The organism is Marinobacter sp. BW6, assembly GCF_008107725.1.
Lineage (GTDB): Bacteria > Pseudomonadota > Gammaproteobacteria > Pseudomonadales > Oleiphilaceae > Marinobacter.
Map to the genome: position 1 here is coordinate 294,137 of NZ_VIRN01000068.1, position 18,318 is coordinate 312,454.

Below are 18,318 nucleotides of genomic sequence, written 5' to 3' on the forward strand. Positions count from 1 at the left end.
ATAACCGACGTGGGATTATTCTACACCAGACAGAGTTACTGTACCTTGAGGATCTATAGACTATGATTATGGGAACGGACTAGGTTGTTCACGCATAAATGGATCCTGCTTGATGACACTGCCACTGGAAACCATGAGGCCCGGACAATTGCGCCTGTTGGTCCTGACACCAGATTACGCTGATTTTCTCTGGCTGAATGCTCTTCTGGCGGGTGACGTCGAAATCAGTGCGGACGCGACCTGGTGCCCGGATCTGATCGATTGTGATGACCTGATCCGAAACGCCAGTTTTGATGTCATCGTCTGGGATTGCGTGTTCCATGGTGGCTCCGAAGCTTCCTTCCTGCAGTACCTGGCTGTCGCCAGCAATGAAAAGCCCGTATTGGCCCTGAGTGCCGAGCTGCCGATGGAGCGCGCACCAGAGCTGCTGGCTGCCGGCGCGGCCGATTACCTTTGTCGTCAAACCCTGGACCACTGGAATTTCCGTCGGGCCGTCAAGTGCCTGTGGTATCGGGATCAGTTGTCCGAGTCCGCCCACGGCCAACTGGGCCGCGAAGTGGCCACCGGATTTATCAACCGGGACCTGTTCTTCGATCGTCTTCAGCAAGCGCTTCTGCGGGCCGAGCGCGCGAGCCATCGGCTGGCCTTGTTGCACCTCAATATCGATGACTTCCGCAGCATTAACGAGTCGTTTGGCTATCAGAAAAGTGACCAGTTGATGATGAAACTGGCAGAGCGGCTTCGTCATTCTCTCAGGCGCGTCGATTCGCTGATGCGTATCGGGGGTGACGAGCTGGCCATTATTGTCGAAAAGGTCGAGGACTCCCTCGATATCACCCAGATTATCCGCAAGGTGGTTAACGCTCTTGATGAGCCGGTTACCATTGATGGCCAGACAGTAGTGGTCAGTGCCAGCCTTGGCGTCGCAACCTACCCGGAAGCCGGCGATAGCGCCGAAAATCTGTTGCGCCGGGCCAACCGTGCCATGTTCGAAGCCAAGCGTGACCCGGGCACCAGCTACCGTTTCTATGACCGCCAGTTGCACATTTCCGCCGGGTACCAGCTTCGCCTGGAGGCGGATCTCCGCAATGCCTTACGTGGTAAGGAGTTGGAGCTTTACTACCAGCCCAGGATTGATCTGGCCACAGAGGAAGTTCGGGGCGTGGAATGCCTACTGCGCTGGAATCATCCAGAGCGGGGGTTGGTAGGGCCCGACGAATTCATCCCGGTAGCTGAACGCAGTGGGCTGATCGTACCTATTGGTTACTGGGTGATTGAGCAGGCCTGCAAACGCCTGCAGGAGTCGGCCGAACTTGGCTTCCCCGGACTGGTGTTTGCCGTCAATCTCTCGTTCCGTCAGTTTCACGATCGAAAGATGACCGAGACCATTTTCCGCATCATCTTCAATGCCAATGTAGACACCAGCCTGCTGGAGCTGGAGCTGACCGAGAGTGCCATGATGCACGACCCCGAGTATGCCCAGCGCTGCCTGCGGGAGTTAAACCAGCTGGGTATCAGCTTCGCGCTGGACGACTTTGGAACCGGCTTTTCCTCACTGAGTAATCTTCAGCATCTGCCGATCTCGCTGGTGAAAATCGACAAGTCGTTCGTTCAGGAGCTGGGCAATTCGGCAGACGCCGAACATATTATCCGGGCCATTATCAGTCTGGCCCACAGCCTTCAGATCAGCGTGGTGGCCGAAGGCGTGGAGACCGAAGGCCAACTGGAGTTTTTGCGCCAGCAGCATTGCGATGAAATTCAGGGCTATTACTATGCCCGTCCCATGCCCTGGGCTGATCTTGTGCAATTCCTGAACAAGCGGGGCCAGGCCGCTTGCCTGCAGCAGTAAGCCGCTGTACCTTTGCTGGTTTATTGGCAAAGCATCAAACAGAGGTTGCATGAACAGTATCTCCAGGCGTATCGCCGAGGAACTCGGTGTCCGCGAGCAACAGGTTAATGCCACCGTTGCCCTGCTCGACGAGGGCGCGACCGTTCCGTTTATTGCCCGTTACCGTAAAGAGATCACAGGCTCACTGGACGACAGCCAGCTGAGGAACCTGGAAGAGCGTCTGCGCTATTTGCGGGAACTGGAAGACCGTCGTGCCACCATCCTCAAGAGTATCGAGGAGCAGGGCAAGCTGACTGACGAACTCAAGTCCACCATCCAGGATGCCGACACCAAGAACCGTCTGGAAGACCTTTACCTGCCCTATAAACCCAAGCGTCGGACCAAGGCCCAGATTGCCCGGGAAGCCGGCCTGGAACCGCTGGCTGATGCGCTTTACGACGATCCGACCCTGGACCCTGAAGCGACTGCCCAGGGTTACCTGAACAAAGAAGCAGGCGTTGAAGATACCAAAGCTGCCCTGGATGGCGCCCGCTACATACTGATGGAGCGCTTTGCCGAGGATGCCGAACTGCTGGGCAGCTTGCGGGACTTCATTTGGCAGGAAGGCCAGTTGAAAGTCACCGTGGTGGAAGGCAAGGAAAACGAAGGCGCCAAGTTCCGGGATTATTTCGACCACGTCGAGCCTCTGAAAAAGGTCCCGTCCCATCGAGCTCTGGCTATCCTTCGGGGCCGGAACGAGGGTGTTCTCGGCTATACCATCGTGGTCGGGGATGCCGATGACGACCGACGTGCGCCCCATCCGGCTGAACAGCGCATCGCTGCCCGCTGGAATATCCGGGACAACGGCCGTGCCGCCGACAAATGGCTCTCGGACGTGGTGCGCTGGACCTGGCGAGTGAAACTTTCCACCCAGATTGAAACCGATCTCATGGCACAGGTCCGCGAAGCGGCGGAAACCGAAGCCATCAACGTGTTCGCCGCCAACCTCAAGGATCTTCTGCTGCTTGCGCCGGCCGGTCCACGTCCGACCCTGGGCCTGGATCCAGGGCTACGCACCGGTGTGAAAGTGGCTGTTATCGATGGCACTGGTCAGGTGGCCGGCCATGGCGCCATCTTTCCCCACGCGCCGCAGAACCAGTGGGACCGTTCCATTGAGCAACTGGCGGCCTGGTGTCGGGAATACAGGATCGAACTGGTGGCCATTGGTAATGGCACCGCTTCCCGGGAGACGGAGAAGCTGGTCGGCGACCTTAGCAAGCGTTACCCCGAGCTGAAGCTGGCCCGGATCGTGGTCAGTGAGTCCGGCGCCTCGATCTATTCAGCATCCGAGTTTGCCTCCAAAGAACTGCCCGATCTGGATGTCACCATCCGTGGCGCGGTATCCATCGCCCGCCGGCTGCAGGATCCGCTGGCGGAGCTGGTAAAGATCGAGCCGAAATCCATCGGGGTAGGGCAGTACCAGCACGATGTCTCGCAGGTGCAGCTGTCCCGAAGCCTGGATGCCGTGGTAGAAGACTGTGTGAACGGCGTGGGCGTGGATCTGAACACGGCCTCAGCGCCATTGCTGGCCAGGGTTTCCGGCCTGAACCACACCATTGCCCAGAACATCATTGAGTTCCGCAACCAGAACGGCATGTTCCGCAACCGGAAACAGCTGCTCAAGGTCACCCGGCTCGGTGACCGCACGTTCGAACAGGCGGCGGGCTTTCTGCGCATCGCCGGCGGCGAGAATCCCCTGGACCGGTCATCTGTGCACCCGGAAGCCTATGGCGTGGTCGAGGCCATCGCCAGGAAAAATAATCGCGAAGTGGGCGATATCGTCGGCGATTCTTCTTTCCTGCGTGGTCTGAATCCCCAGGATTACGTAACAGAACAGTTCGGTTTGCCGACTATCAAAGACATCATTTCGGAACTGGAGAAACCGGGCCGGGATCCGCGCCCGGAGTTCAAGTTTGCCAGCTTCGAGGAGGGCGTTGAGACCCTCAATGATCTCAAGCCCGGGATGGTGCTGGAAGGCTCGGTGACCAACGTCACCAATTTCGGCGCGTTCGTAGATATTGGCGTGCATCAGGACGGCCTCGTGCATATTTCTGCGCTGTCCCACACGTTTGTCAAAGATCCCCGTGAGGTGGTCAAGGCCGGGGATATCGTCAAGGTCAAGGTGATGGATGTGGATATCCCGCGCAAGCGAATTGCCCTGACCATGCGTATGGATGATCAGCCCGGCGAGAAAAATGAGAGCAAGCCGATGGCTGCTAATCGCACCGGGGCCAGCCGCAAGGGCGGTAACCGGAACGCCAGCAGTGGCGGTTCCGGCCAGAAATCCCCCCAGGGCGCGATGGCTGGTGCGCTGGCCCAGGCACTTGCCTCGGCGCGCAAAGACAGCTGACGGGCATACAATCTTTTCATCGGCCGGTTGTGCAAAAGAGCAAACCGGCCGCAGCAGGAGTCGACCATGGCTGAATCCCGCCATTCCGTATTTCGTCAGTTCGCTGCCAGCGACTGGGATGGTTTTCTCAAGGGTGTCGAAAAAGAAGGGCTGCGGGTGGATCGCAACGGCTTTATCGCCCAGACCCCGCATCCCGAAGCCCTGGGTTCGGCACTGACCCACCCGAGAATTACCACGGACTATTCTGAGGCCTTGCTGGAGCTGATCACGCCGGTGTTCAATAGCACCGGGGGCATGCTGAAATCCCTTCGGGATATCCACACCTACGTGCAGCAGAACCTCGGCGACGAAGTCTTCTGGGCGGCGAGCATGCCCTGTGAACTGGATGGCGATCCGAGCATCCCCATCGCCGAATACGGCAGTTCCAACATCGGCCAGCTCAAGCACGTTTACCGGCAGGGTCTGGCGGTACGTTACGGGCGTATGATGCAGAGTATCGCTGGCGCCCACTACAATCTGTCGCTACCTGATAGCTTCTGGCAGAAGTGGCAGGAACTGCTCGGCAATGAGCAAAGCCTGAAAGACTTCAAATCGGACCAGTATTTCTGGCTGATTCGCAATTTCCGCCGCCGTAGCTGGCTGCTGATGTTGCTGTTCGGTGCCTCGCCGGCACTGGATGCCAGTTTTGTTGCCGGTGTCAGCCATGACCTGACCCGATTTGACGAACGCACCTGGCATGGTGAGTACGCCACCTCCCTGCGCATGGGCGATCTGGGCTACCACAACAATGCTCAGGCATCGCTGAACATCTGTTTCAACGAGCTCAGCACCTACACCCAGACGCTGGACCGTGCCATCCACACCACCTGGCCGGCCTATGAAGCCATCGGCACCCGCCGGGGCGACCAGTTCATCCAGATCAATACCAGCGTCCTGCAGATCGAGAACGAGTATTACAGTGCCGTGCGTCCAAAACGCACGACGCAGCGGGAAGAGAAACCTATCCAGGCTCTTGAAGCCCGGGGTGTGGAATATATCGAGGTGCGATGCTTGGATCTTGATCCCTTCTCCCCGGTTGGTGTGAATGAAGCCCAGATCGATTTCCTTGATCTGTTCCTGCTCGATTGCCTGCTGTCGGACTCCCCCCGTATTGGCGATGAAGAATGTGAGCGCCTGGACGACAACTACAAGGATGTGGTGGCCAGCGGGCGTTACCGCGAATTGAAGCTTTGCCGTGGTGGGGAGCGAACTCCGGTGTCAGAAGCCGCATCTGGTATTCTGTCGCAGCTGGAACCGCTGGCCGAGCTGCTCGATAGTTGGCAGGGGGGGGAGACCTACCGTCGAGCCCTGGCCGCTCAACGCGAGGTATTGACCGGTGAATGGACGGTGCCATCTTCCCAGGTTCTAGAAGCCATGCGCGCTTCGGGACAGGGCCACCGGGAATGGGGCATGGACATGGCGCGGCAGCATCAGCAAACCCTGAGGCAGGAGGGCCTCAATGCCGATGTGCGCCAGGCGTTTGATGCCATGACGGCAGAATCCCTGGCCGAGCAGGCGCAGATGGAGCGTGCCGATACCCTGCCGTTCAGCGAGTTTCTGGAACAGTATCTGCGCTCCTGAGCGGTAAGTTGGGCCACTGTCGCAGAAGTCTGCGGACCTGACGCACAGAAACCGAACAAAGAGTTGTCTCCCTCCGGTCCGGCTGTTAATTTTCGTAACATCAGGATCGGGAGAGACGGCTATGGCAAGGGACATCAAACTCGGCTGGGATGTGGAAGCGCTCAACAAGGCTTACCGTCAGGGCTACATGGCTGCCAACATGGGCATGGATAAAGCCCGCTGCCCCTATCGGGGTGAAGTTGTCATTGCCGCCTGGGAAGCCGGTTGGGACGATGCCGATCAGGTAGCCCGGGATGACCGGGGCCAGGCAGACGATCTGTTTTCACGGATCGCCTGATTCCTTGGCCGGGTTCAGCCTTATTTCTGTACCACGAATTCTGTAAACAACACACCGGCGATGCTCTCGCCGGTCTGCTGCTCCTCAAGAACCGCATTTATTCTCTGTTTGGCTTCCTCACGCAACGTCTCCTGCCCTTCCATTGAGGTGAGGCGTCCTGTGTCAGTCTGCTCACCAAAGAGCATCACCAGTTCGTGTCTCAGGCGAGGCATGTGGGCTTCCAGCGCCGGCCGGGTGCTTGTATTCCGGGCCCGCAGTGTCACAGCGGCCTTCAGGTAGGTCGGCTTGTTGCCAGACGTGCCCACGTGAGTCACGAAAGGCGGATCCATACTGATGTAATCGGTAACGCCGCTTTCTTCCTCAGCCACTTCCTCTTCGGTATTTTCCTCATCCTGGGAAACGGCAGGTAAGGGCATCATTGCAAACAACAGAAACAGAAGCGTCAGAACGGATTTTGGCTGGCGTGTCATAGGCTTGAAGTTGATCGTGGTTTAGGGTTAAGTGACGAGAATAGCAGGCCCAGTGGCCGCTTGCAGTTTCAATTCACGATTCGAGGTGTTCTTTTGACCAGCAGATGGGTTTTCGGGCTTATTTTCCTTGTATGTGCCGCGCTTCTGGGTGTGGCGTTTTATATGGAGCATGTGATGGGGCTGGAGCCCTGCCCGCTTTGCTGGTTACAGCGTTTTGGCTTCATGGGAGCCGGTCTGGTGAGCTTCCTGGCCTTCCTCCAGGGGCCCACCGGCTTCGGTGTTCGTGTTTATGGCTTCCTGCTGGTGGTGACCGCAGGAGCAGGGCTGGGCGTTGCCGGACGGCAATTGTGGTTGCAGAGCCTGCCGGCAGATCAGGTGCCTGCGTGCGGGCCCTCGGTTGACTACATGCTGGATGTCTTGCCGTGGTTTGAAGTTCTGTCTACCGCACTCAAGGGAACTGGAGACTGCGCAGAAGTGGTGTGGCGTTTCCTGGGGTTGAGTATCCCCGGCTGGACTGCTGTGTTTTTCTTGTTGCTGGTTGTCACCGGTCTGGTTTTGATGTTTCGCCGGCCAAAAACCCGGGAATGGATTCGGAGCTGAAACGGTTGCGGGCGACCGCAGCCATGGGGTAACTTGATCCAAACCTAATAAAAATCAAAACCGAAACAGAAGTACCGAAGACAAGCGGAGAACAGGCGTCATGTTGGAAAATTGCCGAAATGCCAGGGAGCGCTGGGGCGGCGTCAGCGAATTGATTGATCGCTGGCTCAAGGAGCGTCAGGAGCTACTGGTACATTACTGCGACCTGTCCGGGGAGAACGATTTCTCGCAGACGGAGGCGCTGAGAGAAAAGTTCGTACGCCTGTGTGAAGTGCTGGTGGATTACGTCTCGACTGGCCATTTCGAGATATACGAGCAGTTAGTCCGTGAAGCCAGGGAGTTTAACGATGGCGGGCTGGAACTGGCTGCCAAGGTTTACCCCCGGATTGAGCAGACCACCGAGATTGCCCTTAACTTCAATGACCGTCTGGATGGCCGGGAATTGTCGGAAGAGGATGTCAAAGAGCTGTTCGGCGAATTGTCGAAGCTGGGTGAAACCCTTGAGACCCGGTTCGAGATGGAGGATTTCCTGATCGAGCACCTTCACAATGCCCACGCCGGCAAGGTGGCCTCTGCCTGAGGAGCGCCTGAATCAAAAAAGCCCCAGCCGGTAACGCCGGGCTGGGGCTTTTTTGTGGCCGCGCCAAAACTGGCCGCGGCCTGCCTGATGGCTCAGTCTCCAGAGCCGGGGTTGATCTCGAGCAACTCGACATCAAACACCAGAGTCTCGTTTGGCCCGATCGACCGGTTTCCACCCGGGCCGTAAGCCAGGTCGGACGGAATGTAGAGCTTGTAGCGGGCACCTTCGCTCATCAGCTGAAGGCCCTCGGTCCAGCCGGGAATGACCTGGTTCAGGGCAAATGTCACCGGCTCGCCACGCTCGCGGGAGCTGTCAAACACCTCGCCGGACAGCAACTCACCGGTGTAGTGCACCTGAACGGTGTCGGTTGCTGCCGGTTTTTCGCCGTCACCCTGCTCGAGCACTTCGTACTGGAGGCCGGATTCGGTGGTTTCAACGCCTTCACGCTCGGCATTCTCTGCCAGGAAGGCCTGGCCGGCGTCGAGATTTTTCTGGGCCAGTTCTTCCATCTGCTTGCCCTGTTCTTCCTGCAGCTGCTGCTGGTAGGTCATCAGGGCCTGCTGGATTTCCTCGCGGCTCATACGCTTGGCTTCGTCATCGCCGGCGTGGCCGTGCTGAATGCCCTGGAGGAACTGGTCCATCTGCAGGTTTGGCAGATCGTTACCCATGCGCTCACCCAGAACCAGGCCCATGCCATAGCTGACCTTCTGGTCGGTTGATTCCAGTTTCGGTTGTTCCGGAGCTTCGGGTGGTGTGGAACAGCCAGCAACAAGGCCGGTCACTGCCAGTGCAAGGAGCGTTTTCTTCATTGCATTATCCTTTAACGTCGGTGCTCGGGGCGGGGCCCCGCGTTGTGTTTGTCAGAACGCAGAAGGTAACGGGTTCCGGCGTCAGATGCCACTGAACATGTGTTAAGAAAACGGACGTGTCAGCTCAGCTGCCGTTGGTGCCGGCAGAGGATGGACCCAGAGAGAAGGGTGCGCTGTATGGCGATTGCCAGTCTGTCTCCGGTTCCTGTGACTGAATACGGGGGAAGGCCTTGTCACGACGTTCGATAGCAAGGGTATTCCAGCGTCCCTGTTCCGGGGGCTGGTCAGCATAGTGCCAGTTGCCGTCGGTATCCTGCCATTTGAAGACGATCTCGGGGCCCTCAGTGGGAATCGGTGAGGGCACCAGTCCTTCAAAAGCGGGAATGTCCGGTTGTTCTTCTTCTGCCACTGGTTCGGATACCTGCTCCGGATCGTTCAGGCCGAAGAAAATCAGCAATAACAGCAATCCGAGAGCGGGAAACGAGAGCCGTATTAGCCATTTCATCATCATGGCTGGTGGTCTCCCTTGGGAAAATGGGCCAGGGTATCGGCTAGTGTATTCAGCAGGGGTCTGACACAGTCATCAACAGATGATGTCGGTGCAGCCGCAACCAGATTGGTGATGATCAGCGCTTCGCGTCCCTGCATGTCGGCGTATTCCGGGTTGTTGGTCATTAGCGTTCGCCAGCTCAGCGCCAGTTCGATTTGTTCGGCTTCAAGCTCCAGGCCGGCGATGCCGGTACGAAGCTTTTGACAGTTGTCGGCGTTGCCGGGCAGCGATTTTCTCGCACTGCGCAGCGCAACGGTTACACGGTTGCGCCACTCTGTTACCGTAGCGTCCTCGACCCCGGCGAAGACCCTGCCAGAGAGTGCAAGCCAGGCCGCGCTGAGAATCCGCGTCACGCTCCAGCCCTGATCCTGAAGCGCCAGGCAACTGTTCTGAACGTCCGGACGTTTCCAGATCGCCAATGCAAAACGCCAGAGCGGGTTCTCCGGTTCCAAATCTGCCGGCAATTCCAGCGGCGGTGTCGAAAAATCCGGGATGGTAGCCGAGCCGACCGACATAGGCGCTGTGCCTTCCCTGAACACTTTACGTTGATAAAATGAAAACATGTTAACGATAACCGATCTCAGTTTACAACGGGGCGGCGTCTGGTTGCTAGAAACTGTCAGCCTCACTGTGCAGCCCGGTCAGCGTGTCGCTATCGTCGGTGCCAATGGTGCCGGCAAATCCAGCCTTTTCCAACTCTTGCTGGGCCAGTTGGCACCGGAGCAGGGGGCAGTGTCTCTGCCCGGTGGTTGCCGCATTGCTCATATGGCGCAGGAAGTCGAAGCGACCGACCGTAGTGCCCGGGATTTTGTCCTTGATGGCGATCTCGATCTGCGCCGCCTGGAAGCTGAGCTTGCCAGAGCGGAAACAGCCGGTGATGATCATGCAATTGCCCGCATACATGGCGAGCTCGATGTGCACGAGGCCTGGTCTGCAGCCCGCAGGGCCGAAGCTTTGCTGCGTGGGCTGGGGTTCTCTGACGAAGACGCCGACCGGCCGGTGTCGGCGTTTTCCGGTGGCTGGCGGATCCGGCTGAACCTGGCTCAGGCCCTGATGCGACCGTCCGATCTGCTGCTTCTGGATGAGCCTACCAACCACCTGGATCTGGATGCCTGTCTATGGCTCGAGAACTGGCTGCGTCGCTACCCCGGCACCTTGCTGTTTATCTCTCACGACCGTGATTTCATGGACCGGGTCGCTACTCATGTGGTGCATTTTGACCGGCGAAATCTGGAGCTGTATACGGGTAATTACTCAGCCTTTGAAGGGCAGCGGAGTGAACGTCTGGCACAACAGCAGGCCGGTTTTGAACGCCAACAGGCCAGGATTGCTGAAATCCAGCGCTTCATTGACCGGTTCAAGGCAAAGGCCACCAAGGCCCGGCAGGCCCAAAGCCGGGTCAAGGCGCTGGAGCGTATGGAGCGGATTGCCCCAGCCCATATCGATTCGCCCTTCAGTTTTGAATTTCCCGTGGCTGAAAAGGTCTCCAATCCCCTGTTGTCGATCCGCAATGGCAAGGCCGGCCACGGTAATACCCCGATTCTCGATGGTATTAACCTGACCTTGTTGCCCGGTAGCCGGATTGGTCTGCTGGGTCCCAATGGCGCAGGTAAGTCCACCCTGATGGATGCGCTTCGGGGCGAGGGCACCTTGTTGTCAGGCGATCGTACTTGTGGCGAGCATCTGGCCATCGGTTATTTTGCCCAGCATCAGTTGGAGTCGCTGGATCTGGATGCCAGTCCGTTTCTGCACCTGCAGCGGCTGTCGCCCAAGGCGTCAGAACAGAGTATCCGGAACTTCCTCGGTGGTTTTGATTTTCACGGTGATGAGGCCCTGAGTGCCATCCGCTCATTCTCCGGTGGTGAAAAGGCCCGGGTGGCGCTTGCCGTTATTGCCTGGCAGAAACCGAATCTGCTCTTGCTGGACGAACCGACTAACCATCTGGACCTGGAAATGCGCCAGGCCCTGACCATGGCGCTACAGAACTTTGAAGGCGCCATTGTGGTGGTCTCCCACGACCGGCACTTGTTGAGAAACACGGTGGACGAGTTCTGGCTGGTCAATGACGGCCGGGTGATGGAGTACCAGGGTGATCTGGAGGACTACGAGCGCTGGCTGGCGGACCGCCGGAAAGACGATACGGAAGCACCGAAACGAACGCCTGCCGGTCAGCAGGCGGCCCAAGAGGCTGCTGAGGCGGTGGGCGAGAGCGCCGAGGACCGGAAGGTCCGCAAGCGCGCGGAGGCGGCCCTTCGTCAGAAACTCAGCCCCTATCGCAAGAAGCAGACCGCCCTGGAAAAGGAGATGGATCAGCTTCAGCAGAGGCTGTCGGCTCTGGAAGAACAACTATCCGATCCAGGTCTTTATGACGACAGTGGCAAAGCGCGTTTGAAAGAACTGCTGGGCGAGCAGGCGACTGCGACCGCCCGCCTCGAAGAGGTGGAGGCCCAGTGGCTCGAAGTCAGCGAAGAGGTGGAATCCCTGGAGGCAGAGCTGGCCGGCTGAGCGCGGTCAGCCGGCGTTCAGTTCCAGAACAAAATCCTGTTTGGCGAGATAGTCCCGCTCGTTTTCCAGATCGGCCAGGGTCAGTGGCCTGTCATCCAGCCAGCCTGACGGAAACTCCAGCACCAACTTGTCTTTGTGTGCAGTCAGGGTGAAGGCCGGAGGCGATTCCATGTTGCGTGGGTGTTGAATCAGAACCGCCAGGCGCACCAGCACGCAGAGGTAACGCAGCCTGGCAATGTCTTCCGGGTCCAGGCCCTCGAAGATTGCCGAAGCAAATTTTCGCCGGTGGCCGCGCACCAGGGTGGCCAGGTCACGCTGGAACTGTTGGGTGAAGCCGGGCAGGTCCGAATAGCGCAACAGGTAGGCGCCGTGTTTATGGTACTGGCTGTGGGAAATGGTCAGGCCGATCTCATGCAGCCGGCAGGCCCAGCGCAGCACTTCTTCATCTGCCGGGGTGTTCAGGGCCCAGGCGTCGGCCACCTGCCGCCAGGCGGCCACGGCGGTCTCCTCAACGGCGGCGCCATGTTCCTGGTCAACATGGTAACGCTCCTGAAGCGCGGAAATGGTTCGCTCACGGACATCCTCGTGCTGGATGCGCCCGACAATGTCGTAAAGCAAGCCTTCCCGGAGCGCGCCATCGGCGAACGTCATGTCCTCGATGCCAAGGGACTGGAATGCCCCCATCAGGATGGCAAATCCCGCCGGGAAAATGCTCTGGCGATCCGAGCGTACACCCAGATCTCCCAGTTTTTCGGTTTTACCCATGTCCACCAGGCGCCTGCGAAGCTCCTGCATGCCGGCGAGGGTAATGGTGCCATCGGTGATTTTCAGGGTCGCCAGTACGCTGGCGATGGCCTTGATCGAGCCGGATGAGCCGACCGCGCTCTGCCAGCCCACAGAACGGTAGTGCTGGCGGATGTTGAGCAGTTCCTGTTGGGCATGGGTCACTGCCTTGTCCATCTGCCGCTTGGTTATCTTGCCGTCCGGAAAGTACCGGTTCCGGAACGACACGCAGCCCATGTGCAGGCTCTCAAGCTCCTGGGGCTCAAACCGCTGGCCGATGATGAATTCGGTGCTGCCACCGCCAATATCAATGACCAGTCGACGCCCGATGTCGTCGGACAGGGTATGGGAAACGCCCAAATAGATCAGGCGTGCTTCCTCGCGGCCGGCAATAATCTCTACCGGGTAGCCCAGGACCTCCTCGGCCCGCGCCATGAACTGATGGGCATTGCGGGCCACCCGAAGCGCGTTGGTGCCGACAATCTGCACGGCTTCCGCGGGCATGCCCTTCAGCCGCTGCGCGAACCGGCCCAGGCAGGCCAAAGCGCGCTCCTGGGCATCTTCGGTCAGTCGATTGTGCTGGTCCAACCCGGCACCGAGCTGAACCTTTTCTCCCATCTTCTCGAGAGTCCGGATTTCCCCATGCACTAGTCTGGCAACCACCATGTGGAAGCTGTTCGAGCCCATGTCGATGGCTGCCAGCACCTCGGATGAAGGGGCAGCGTTTTCGGCGGTGGATGCGGCCGTCACGTGGTCGGAATCCTTTTGATATGAACGTGCGGGTTACTATAAGCGAAATCCCTCAGGCCTGTCAGTAACCGGCAATACCCCTATTTGACCGGGGTCAGGCGCGGATAGATCCATGGTAGTGGATCTACCGCTTCACATCCGGCGGATCAATCGCGTAAAGTATGTCTTACCGTGATTTGGGTGAAAGGTTGTCTGCAAACCCGGGCAGCCTTCAGCAACAGTCAACAGCACCTGTGCCCGGTATGTTAATTCCCCAGGGAAATGCCGTTGGGCAGCAGTAGTGCATGAATCAGGAAAAGGTAATGAGCGGAAATATCGTAAATGTAACCGACGCTTCTTTTGAGCAGGATGTACTGCAGTCCGACGTCCCCGTGCTGGTGGACTACTGGGCCGAGTGGTGCGGTCCCTGCAAGATGATTGCGCCGGTGCTTGAAGAGATTGCCGACGAATACGACGGCAAACTGAAAGTCTGCAAGCTCAACATTGACGAAAACGAGCAGACCCCGCCGAAGTTCAACATCCGTGGTATTCCCACCCTGATGCTGTTCAAGAACGGCAATGTGGACGCCACCAAAGTCGGCGCTCTCTCCAAATCTCAACTGGCGGCCTTCCTGGACAGCAATCTCTGATTGCAGTCGGGTCACCAGAAACCGCCCCTGAGTCGAGGCTCACGGGCGGTTTTTTATGGCCAGTTACTTCCAGTCGTCGGAGCGCGCCAGATCAGACTCTTTCTGTTCCACCCAGTGTTCTCCGTCTGAGGTGATTTCCTTCTTCCAGAACGGCGCCGATGTCTTCAGGGCGTCCATGATGAACTCGCAAGCCGCGAACGCGTCCCCACGGTGAGCGCTGCACACCCCCACGAACACAATCTGGTCGCACAACGCCAGCCGCCCCACCCGATGAATCACCCGGGCCTTGCGCACATCCCAGCGTTTCGAGGCGTCATCAATGAGCCCCTGAATCACCTGTTCGGTCATTCCGGGGTAGTGTTCAAGGTAAAGCCCCGTAACACCCTGCAAGTCGCCGCGGTCCCGCACCAGACCGGTAAAGGTTGCTATGGCGCCGGTGCCGGCGCCACTGTCACGCAGGGCCGCGTATTCAGCGGCAACATCAAAGTCTTCAGACTGGACCGAAATCATCTCAACCTCCGGTGACCGGCGGGAAGAAGGCGAGCTCATCGCCGGCTTTCACCTCAGAGCCCGGTTTCGCCATGGCCTGGTTGATCGCAATCATAACCGGCTGGTCGCCCTGCAACTGAACCCAGGGGCCGCCCTGGCTGGCCAGCTCTGCCAGCACATCGCCTGCTGTCAGGCCAGGCCTGGCGTCGATAGCCAGCTGGTCGGTTTTCAGGTCTTCGCGCAGACGGGCGAAGAAGCGCACCGTAATCGTGTTATCACTCATGTTCAGCTCAACAGTTCCGCAAACGAGTAGTAGGTTAGCAGGTCGCCGGGGCTGACCGTGCTGTTTTCAGGCACCACAGCCAGACCGTCGGCCCAACAGGTAGAGCTCAGGATGCCGGAGCTCTGGTTGGGGTATGCGGCCACCACCGGCCCCGATCCCCGGAGTTCCTTTCGGGCCCGGACAAACTCACGGCGTACCGACGGCGAGGCAATGGTAAAGTCTGCCGGTATCCGCTCGCCCGAGAGAGGCTTCAGGTTACGTCCCTGGCGTTTCCGGATATAGGGCATACCCACCATCAGGAAAGTGACCAGCACAGACCCCGGATTTCCGGGCAGTCCCAGCACCGGCGTCCCTCCGATGGCACCAAAAGCCACGGGTTTGCCGGGTTTGATGGCCATTTTCCAGAGCGACAGGCTGCCGGACTCCTCCAGCACCGCGCGCACGTGGTCTTCTTCGCCCACGGACACACCACCGCTGGTGATGATCAGATCGGCGGACTCCGCAGCACGCAGCAGCGTTTCGCGCGTGGCCTCACGTCTGTCTCTCAGGGTCTCGCAAAGCACCACCTCGCAGCCGGCCTCGGTGAGCAGACCCATCAGGGTGAAACGATTGCTGTTATAGATCTGTCCCGGCCCGAGGGGTGTGCCAGGGTCCACCAATTCATCCCCCGTGGATAGAATGGCAACCTTAAGCCGCGCCAGAACGGCAACCCGGGCCACACCCATGGACGCCAGTAATCCCATCTCGTTAGGGCGCACCTGCGTGCCTTTTGACAGTGCAAGGTCGCCCTGGGCCAGATCCTGGCCTCGCCGACGGATATTCTGCCCCTGAGTCACCTTGGCCTGGACCAGGATGCCGGCGTCGGTCACCTCGACCCGTTCCTGCATGACCACTGAGTCTGCACCTTCGGGAATCTCCGAGCCGGTGAAAATCCGGGCGGCGGTACCGGATTTCAGGGCATTCGGCGCTTCACCGGCTGGAATCCGGGCCGAGACTGGTATTGGTTTTTCACCCTGCAGATCCTGCTCACGCACGGCGTATCCGTCCACCGCACTGTTGTCCGCGGGCGGCACGTCCGCCGGAACATAGAGGTTTTCGGCAAGCACCCGGCCCAGCGAGTCGGCCAGGGCGATGGTTTCAATCCGTGTAACCACTGGCGCTTCTGACAACAGATGATCCAGGGCATCTTCCAGGGACGTGAGGTTTGGGTTGGCCATCAAATCTGAACTCCGGTCGGAATGTCTTCTCGCCTCAGCGCTTGGCGCGCTGTCCAATGACTTCGTTGAGTCGCTGCATGGGCTTCTCGGGCTTTCGTAAGACCAGTGCCGAGAAATTGCACGGTGTATGGCGGCTGTCCAACTGGCTCTTGAGAATGCCATTCCAGCCGGTACGACAGGCTCCGGTTGAGCCGGGCAGGCAGAAAATCACCGTATGGTTTGCCATTCCCGCCATCGCCCGTGACTGCACTGTCGAGGATCCTATTTCAGCGGCGGACAGGCGCCGGAATTCTTCCCCAAAACCTTCTATGGTTTTGTCCAGTAGAGGCCTGATTGCCTCCGGTGTGCTGTCCCGTTCAAGCAAGCCGGTGCCACCGGTAATGATGACGACATGGATCTCCGGGTCGGCGATCCAGCTGGACATCAACGCACGCACCAGATAAACGTCGTCCGGCAGGATCCGGCGCGCGACCATGTTATGGCCCGCCTCAATCACGCTGTCTTCAAGAAACTGCCCGGAAGTGTCTTCTTCTGGTCCACGTGAATCGGACACGGTCAGCAGGGCAACGTTCAGGGCTTTCAGTTCGGTACTGGGTACACTGCTCATGGATGGGCTCCAGAATCGTTGAAAAGTTGTTATACGCCAGTATCGCCATCACGGGCTTCCAATGGAAGGGAGTAACCCATCAGGGGGAGGCGCCACAGGCCTGTTGTGGACGGTTTGGCATGAAATTGCTGTTAATTTGTGCAGTGCACTTGACATTCGCCAGTCAGGTGGCCGATGATCGCTCTTGCCCGGCGAACGGTTGTTCCCACTCTCTGGCTTCAGTACCTTAATTCCGGACTCCATCTACACCGGTTGCTCCAACTGGCCAGCATCAAGTTCAGCTTTTTTTACGATCAATACGTTCAGGGGCACCCCTGTCATTCCAACACTCGTTTACTTCCATTCCTGAAAATCCAACAAACTATGAATCTTACTGAACTCAAGCAGAAATCCGTGCCCGAATTGCTCGATATTGCGCAAGAGATGGGCCTCGATAACCTGGCTCGTTCGCGCAAGCAGGATGTGATCTTTACCATTCTGAAGAAGCACGCAAAAAGCGGCGAAGACATCTACGGTGACGGCGTACTGGAAATTCTGCAGGACGGCTTCGGCTTCCTCCGTTCCGCCGATGCCTCCTACCTGGCAGGACCGGACGACATTTACGTCTCTCCCAGTCAGATCCGCCGCTTTAACCTGCGCACGGGCGATACGGTTGCCGGCAAGATCCGCCCGCCCAAAGACGGCGAGCGCTACTTTGCCTTGTTGAAGGTCAGCGAGATCAATTTCGACAAGCCGGATAACGCCAGAAACAAGATTCTCTTCGAGAACCTCACCCCGCTGTTCCCGGATGAGCGTCTCATGCTCGAAGCCGGTAACGGCAGCACCGAGGATCTCTCGTCCCGGGTTCTGGACCTGGTGGCGCCCATCGGGAAAGGCCAGCGCGGTCTTATCGTTTCCCCGCCCAAGGCCGGTAAGACACTGCTGATGCAGAGCATTGCCCAGTCCATCACCCGCAACAATCCAGAGTGCCATGTCATGGTATTGCTGATTGACGAGCGGCCTGAGGAAGTGACCGAGATGCAGCGCACCGTGCGCGGCGAAGTCATCGCCTCCACCTTCGACGAGCCTCCGGCCCGTCACGTTCAGGTGGCCGAGATGGTGATTGAAAAGGCCAAGCGCCTGGTCGAGCACAAGAAGGACGTGGTTATCCTGCTGGATTCCATCACCCGTCTGGCTCGCGCCTATAACACGGTGATTCCGTCTTCAGGCAAGGTCCTGACCGGTGGTGTTGACGCCCACGCCTTGGAAAAGCCCAAGCGTTTCTTCGGTGCTGCCCGTAACGTGGAAGAAGGTGGAAGCCTGACCATCCTTGCCACCGCGCTGGTCAACACCGGCTCCAAGATGGACGAGGTTATCTACGAGGAATTCAAGGGCACCGGCAACATGGAGATCCACCTGGATCGCAAGATTGCCGAGAAGCGGACCTATCCGGCGATCAACATCCGTAGTTCCGGCACGCGCCGCGAGGATCTGCTGATGAGTGAAGCCGATATCCAGCGGGTTTGGATCCTCCGCAAGCTCCTGCACTCCATGGACGACGACACCGCCGCCATCGAGTTCCTGCTGGACAAGCTCAGGGATACCAAGACCAACGACGAGTTCTTCCAGTCCATGAAGCGTCGTTGATCTCTTCCTAGCTAGGACTAGCGCCTCTGGTTTTGGGGGCGGGCAGAGCCGGGGAGAACCTCCCCGGACACGCCGTGAACCCATCCCTGGGGGCTCGGCATTGCCATCCCTGGCAATGCACGGTCCGGGGAGGTTCTCCCCGGCTCCGCCGTTCATGCCAAGTGCGCGCAGCTTTTTCCAACTGCTTTAAAGCAGTCCAGCGACCACCGATCTCCGTAGTACTGG

18 protein-coding genes are annotated in these 18,318 nt (G+C 58.6%); 9 read left to right on the forward strand and 9 right to left on the reverse strand.

Annotated features, from left to right (window positions below):
• Positions 1–112 precede the first annotated feature (112 nt).
• The 4 genes from FMN52_RS18235 (at position 113) to FMN52_RS18250 (ending at position 6,195) form a co-directional block, all read left to right on the forward strand.
• Positions 113–1,849: a bifunctional diguanylate cyclase/phosphodiesterase gene (locus FMN52_RS18235; RefSeq protein WP_148610036.1), complete on the forward strand. Its 1,737-nt coding sequence runs from the start codon at positions 113–115 to the stop codon at positions 1,847–1,849.
• Between the two features lie 49 nt (positions 1,850–1,898).
• Positions 1,899–4,238, forward strand: coding sequence for a Tex family protein (locus FMN52_RS18240; protein WP_148610037.1), 2,340 nt, complete (start codon positions 1,899–1,901; stop codon positions 4,236–4,238).
• Positions 4,239–4,304: 66 nt separating this feature from the next.
• Positions 4,305–5,858 carry a glutamate--cysteine ligase gene (gene gshA / locus FMN52_RS18245; RefSeq protein ID WP_148610038.1) on the forward strand — a complete coding sequence of 518 codons (1,554 nt, stop codon included), beginning with the start codon at positions 4,305–4,307 and terminating at the stop codon, positions 5,856–5,858.
• Between the two features lie 121 nt (positions 5,859–5,979).
• Entirely contained in the window at positions 5,980–6,195 is a 216-nt protein-coding gene (locus tag FMN52_RS18250; protein ID WP_148610039.1) for a hypothetical protein, read from the forward strand.
• A 20-nt stretch (positions 6,196–6,215) separates the two neighbouring features.
• Here FMN52_RS18250 and FMN52_RS18255 read toward each other — a convergent pair whose 3' ends face one another.
• Positions 6,216–6,665, reverse strand: coding sequence for a flagellar basal body-associated FliL family protein (locus FMN52_RS18255; protein WP_148610040.1), 450 nt, complete (start codon positions 6,663–6,665; stop codon positions 6,216–6,218).
• 93 nt (positions 6,666–6,758) lie between these two features.
• Here FMN52_RS18255 and FMN52_RS18260 point away from each other — a divergent pair, with 93 nt between their 5' ends.
• Both FMN52_RS18260 and rsd read left to right on the forward strand, forming a co-directional pair.
• A complete protein-coding gene (locus tag FMN52_RS18260; protein ID WP_205424967.1) occupies positions 6,759–7,265 on the forward strand; it encodes a disulfide bond formation protein B in 507 nt (168 codons plus the stop codon).
• A 100-nt stretch (positions 7,266–7,365) separates the two neighbouring features.
• On the forward strand, positions 7,366–7,845 hold the full coding sequence (rsd, locus tag FMN52_RS18265; RefSeq protein WP_148610042.1) for a sigma D regulator: 480 nt from the start codon (positions 7,366–7,368) through the stop codon (positions 7,843–7,845).
• Between the two features lie 92 nt (positions 7,846–7,937).
• Here the strand turns inward: rsd and FMN52_RS18270 are convergent, their stop codons facing one another.
• From FMN52_RS18270 to FMN52_RS18280, 3 genes are all read right to left on the reverse strand, one after another.
• The gene (locus FMN52_RS18270; RefSeq protein WP_148610043.1) at positions 7,938–8,654 is read right to left on the reverse strand and encodes an FKBP-type peptidyl-prolyl cis-trans isomerase; all 717 of its coding nucleotides are present in this window, start codon (positions 8,652–8,654) and stop codon (positions 7,938–7,940) included.
• A 124-nt stretch (positions 8,655–8,778) separates the two neighbouring features.
• Complete coding sequence (locus FMN52_RS18275; protein WP_148610044.1) at positions 8,779–9,165, reverse strand: DUF4124 domain-containing protein; 387 nt, start codon at positions 9,163–9,165, stop codon at positions 8,779–8,781.
• Positions 9,162–9,719, reverse strand: coding sequence for a TIGR02444 family protein (locus FMN52_RS18280; protein WP_148610096.1), 558 nt, complete (start codon positions 9,717–9,719; stop codon positions 9,162–9,164). The genes FMN52_RS18275 and FMN52_RS18280 overlap by 4 nt, the downstream gene beginning before the upstream one ends.
• Positions 9,720–9,765: 46 nt before the next feature.
• Between FMN52_RS18280 and FMN52_RS18285 the strand changes: the two genes are divergently transcribed.
• Entirely contained in the window at positions 9,766–11,709 is a 1,944-nt protein-coding gene (locus FMN52_RS18285; RefSeq protein WP_148610045.1) for an ATP-binding cassette domain-containing protein, read from the forward strand.
• Between the two features lie 6 nt (positions 11,710–11,715).
• On the opposite strand, the gene ppx is transcribed toward FMN52_RS18285, so the two are convergent.
• A complete protein-coding gene (gene ppx / locus FMN52_RS18290; RefSeq protein WP_148610046.1) occupies positions 11,716–13,242 on the reverse strand; it encodes an exopolyphosphatase in 1,527 nt (508 codons plus the stop codon).
• A 302-nt stretch (positions 13,243–13,544) separates the two neighbouring features.
• On the opposite strand from ppx, the gene trxA reads away from it, so the two are divergent.
• Positions 13,545–13,871 (forward strand): thioredoxin TrxA, encoded by a 327-nt coding sequence (gene trxA / locus FMN52_RS18295; protein ID WP_008169901.1) that lies wholly within the window; start codon positions 13,545–13,547, stop codon positions 13,869–13,871.
• Between the two features lie 63 nt (positions 13,872–13,934).
• On the opposite strand, the gene FMN52_RS18300 is transcribed toward trxA, so the two are convergent.
• Genes FMN52_RS18300 through moaB form a run of 4 tightly spaced genes read right to left on the reverse strand, consistent with a single transcriptional unit; the run spans position 13,935 to position 16,467 of the window.
• Positions 13,935–14,381 (reverse strand): molybdenum cofactor biosynthesis protein MoaE, encoded by a 447-nt coding sequence (locus tag FMN52_RS18300; RefSeq protein WP_148610047.1) that lies wholly within the window; start codon positions 14,379–14,381, stop codon positions 13,935–13,937.
• A gap of 1 nt (position 14,382) precedes the next feature.
• Entirely contained in the window at positions 14,383–14,643 is a 261-nt protein-coding gene (locus FMN52_RS18305) for a MoaD/ThiS family protein (protein ID WP_148610048.1), read from the reverse strand.
• Between the two features lie 2 nt (positions 14,644–14,645).
• Positions 14,646–15,860, reverse strand: a complete 1,215-nt coding sequence (gene glp / locus FMN52_RS18310; protein ID WP_148610049.1) for a gephyrin-like molybdotransferase Glp — start codon at positions 15,858–15,860, stop codon at positions 14,646–14,648.
• Positions 15,861–15,894: 34 nt separating this feature from the next.
• Positions 15,895–16,467: a molybdenum cofactor biosynthesis protein B gene (gene moaB, locus FMN52_RS18315; RefSeq protein WP_148610050.1), complete on the reverse strand. Its 573-nt coding sequence runs from the start codon at positions 16,465–16,467 to the stop codon at positions 15,895–15,897.
• Between the two features lie 363 nt (positions 16,468–16,830).
• On the opposite strand from moaB, the gene rho reads away from it, so the two are divergent.
• Complete coding sequence (rho, locus tag FMN52_RS18320; protein WP_148610051.1) at positions 16,831–18,093, forward strand: transcription termination factor Rho; 1,263 nt, start codon at positions 16,831–16,833, stop codon at positions 18,091–18,093.
• Positions 18,094–18,318: the final 225 nt, after the last annotated feature.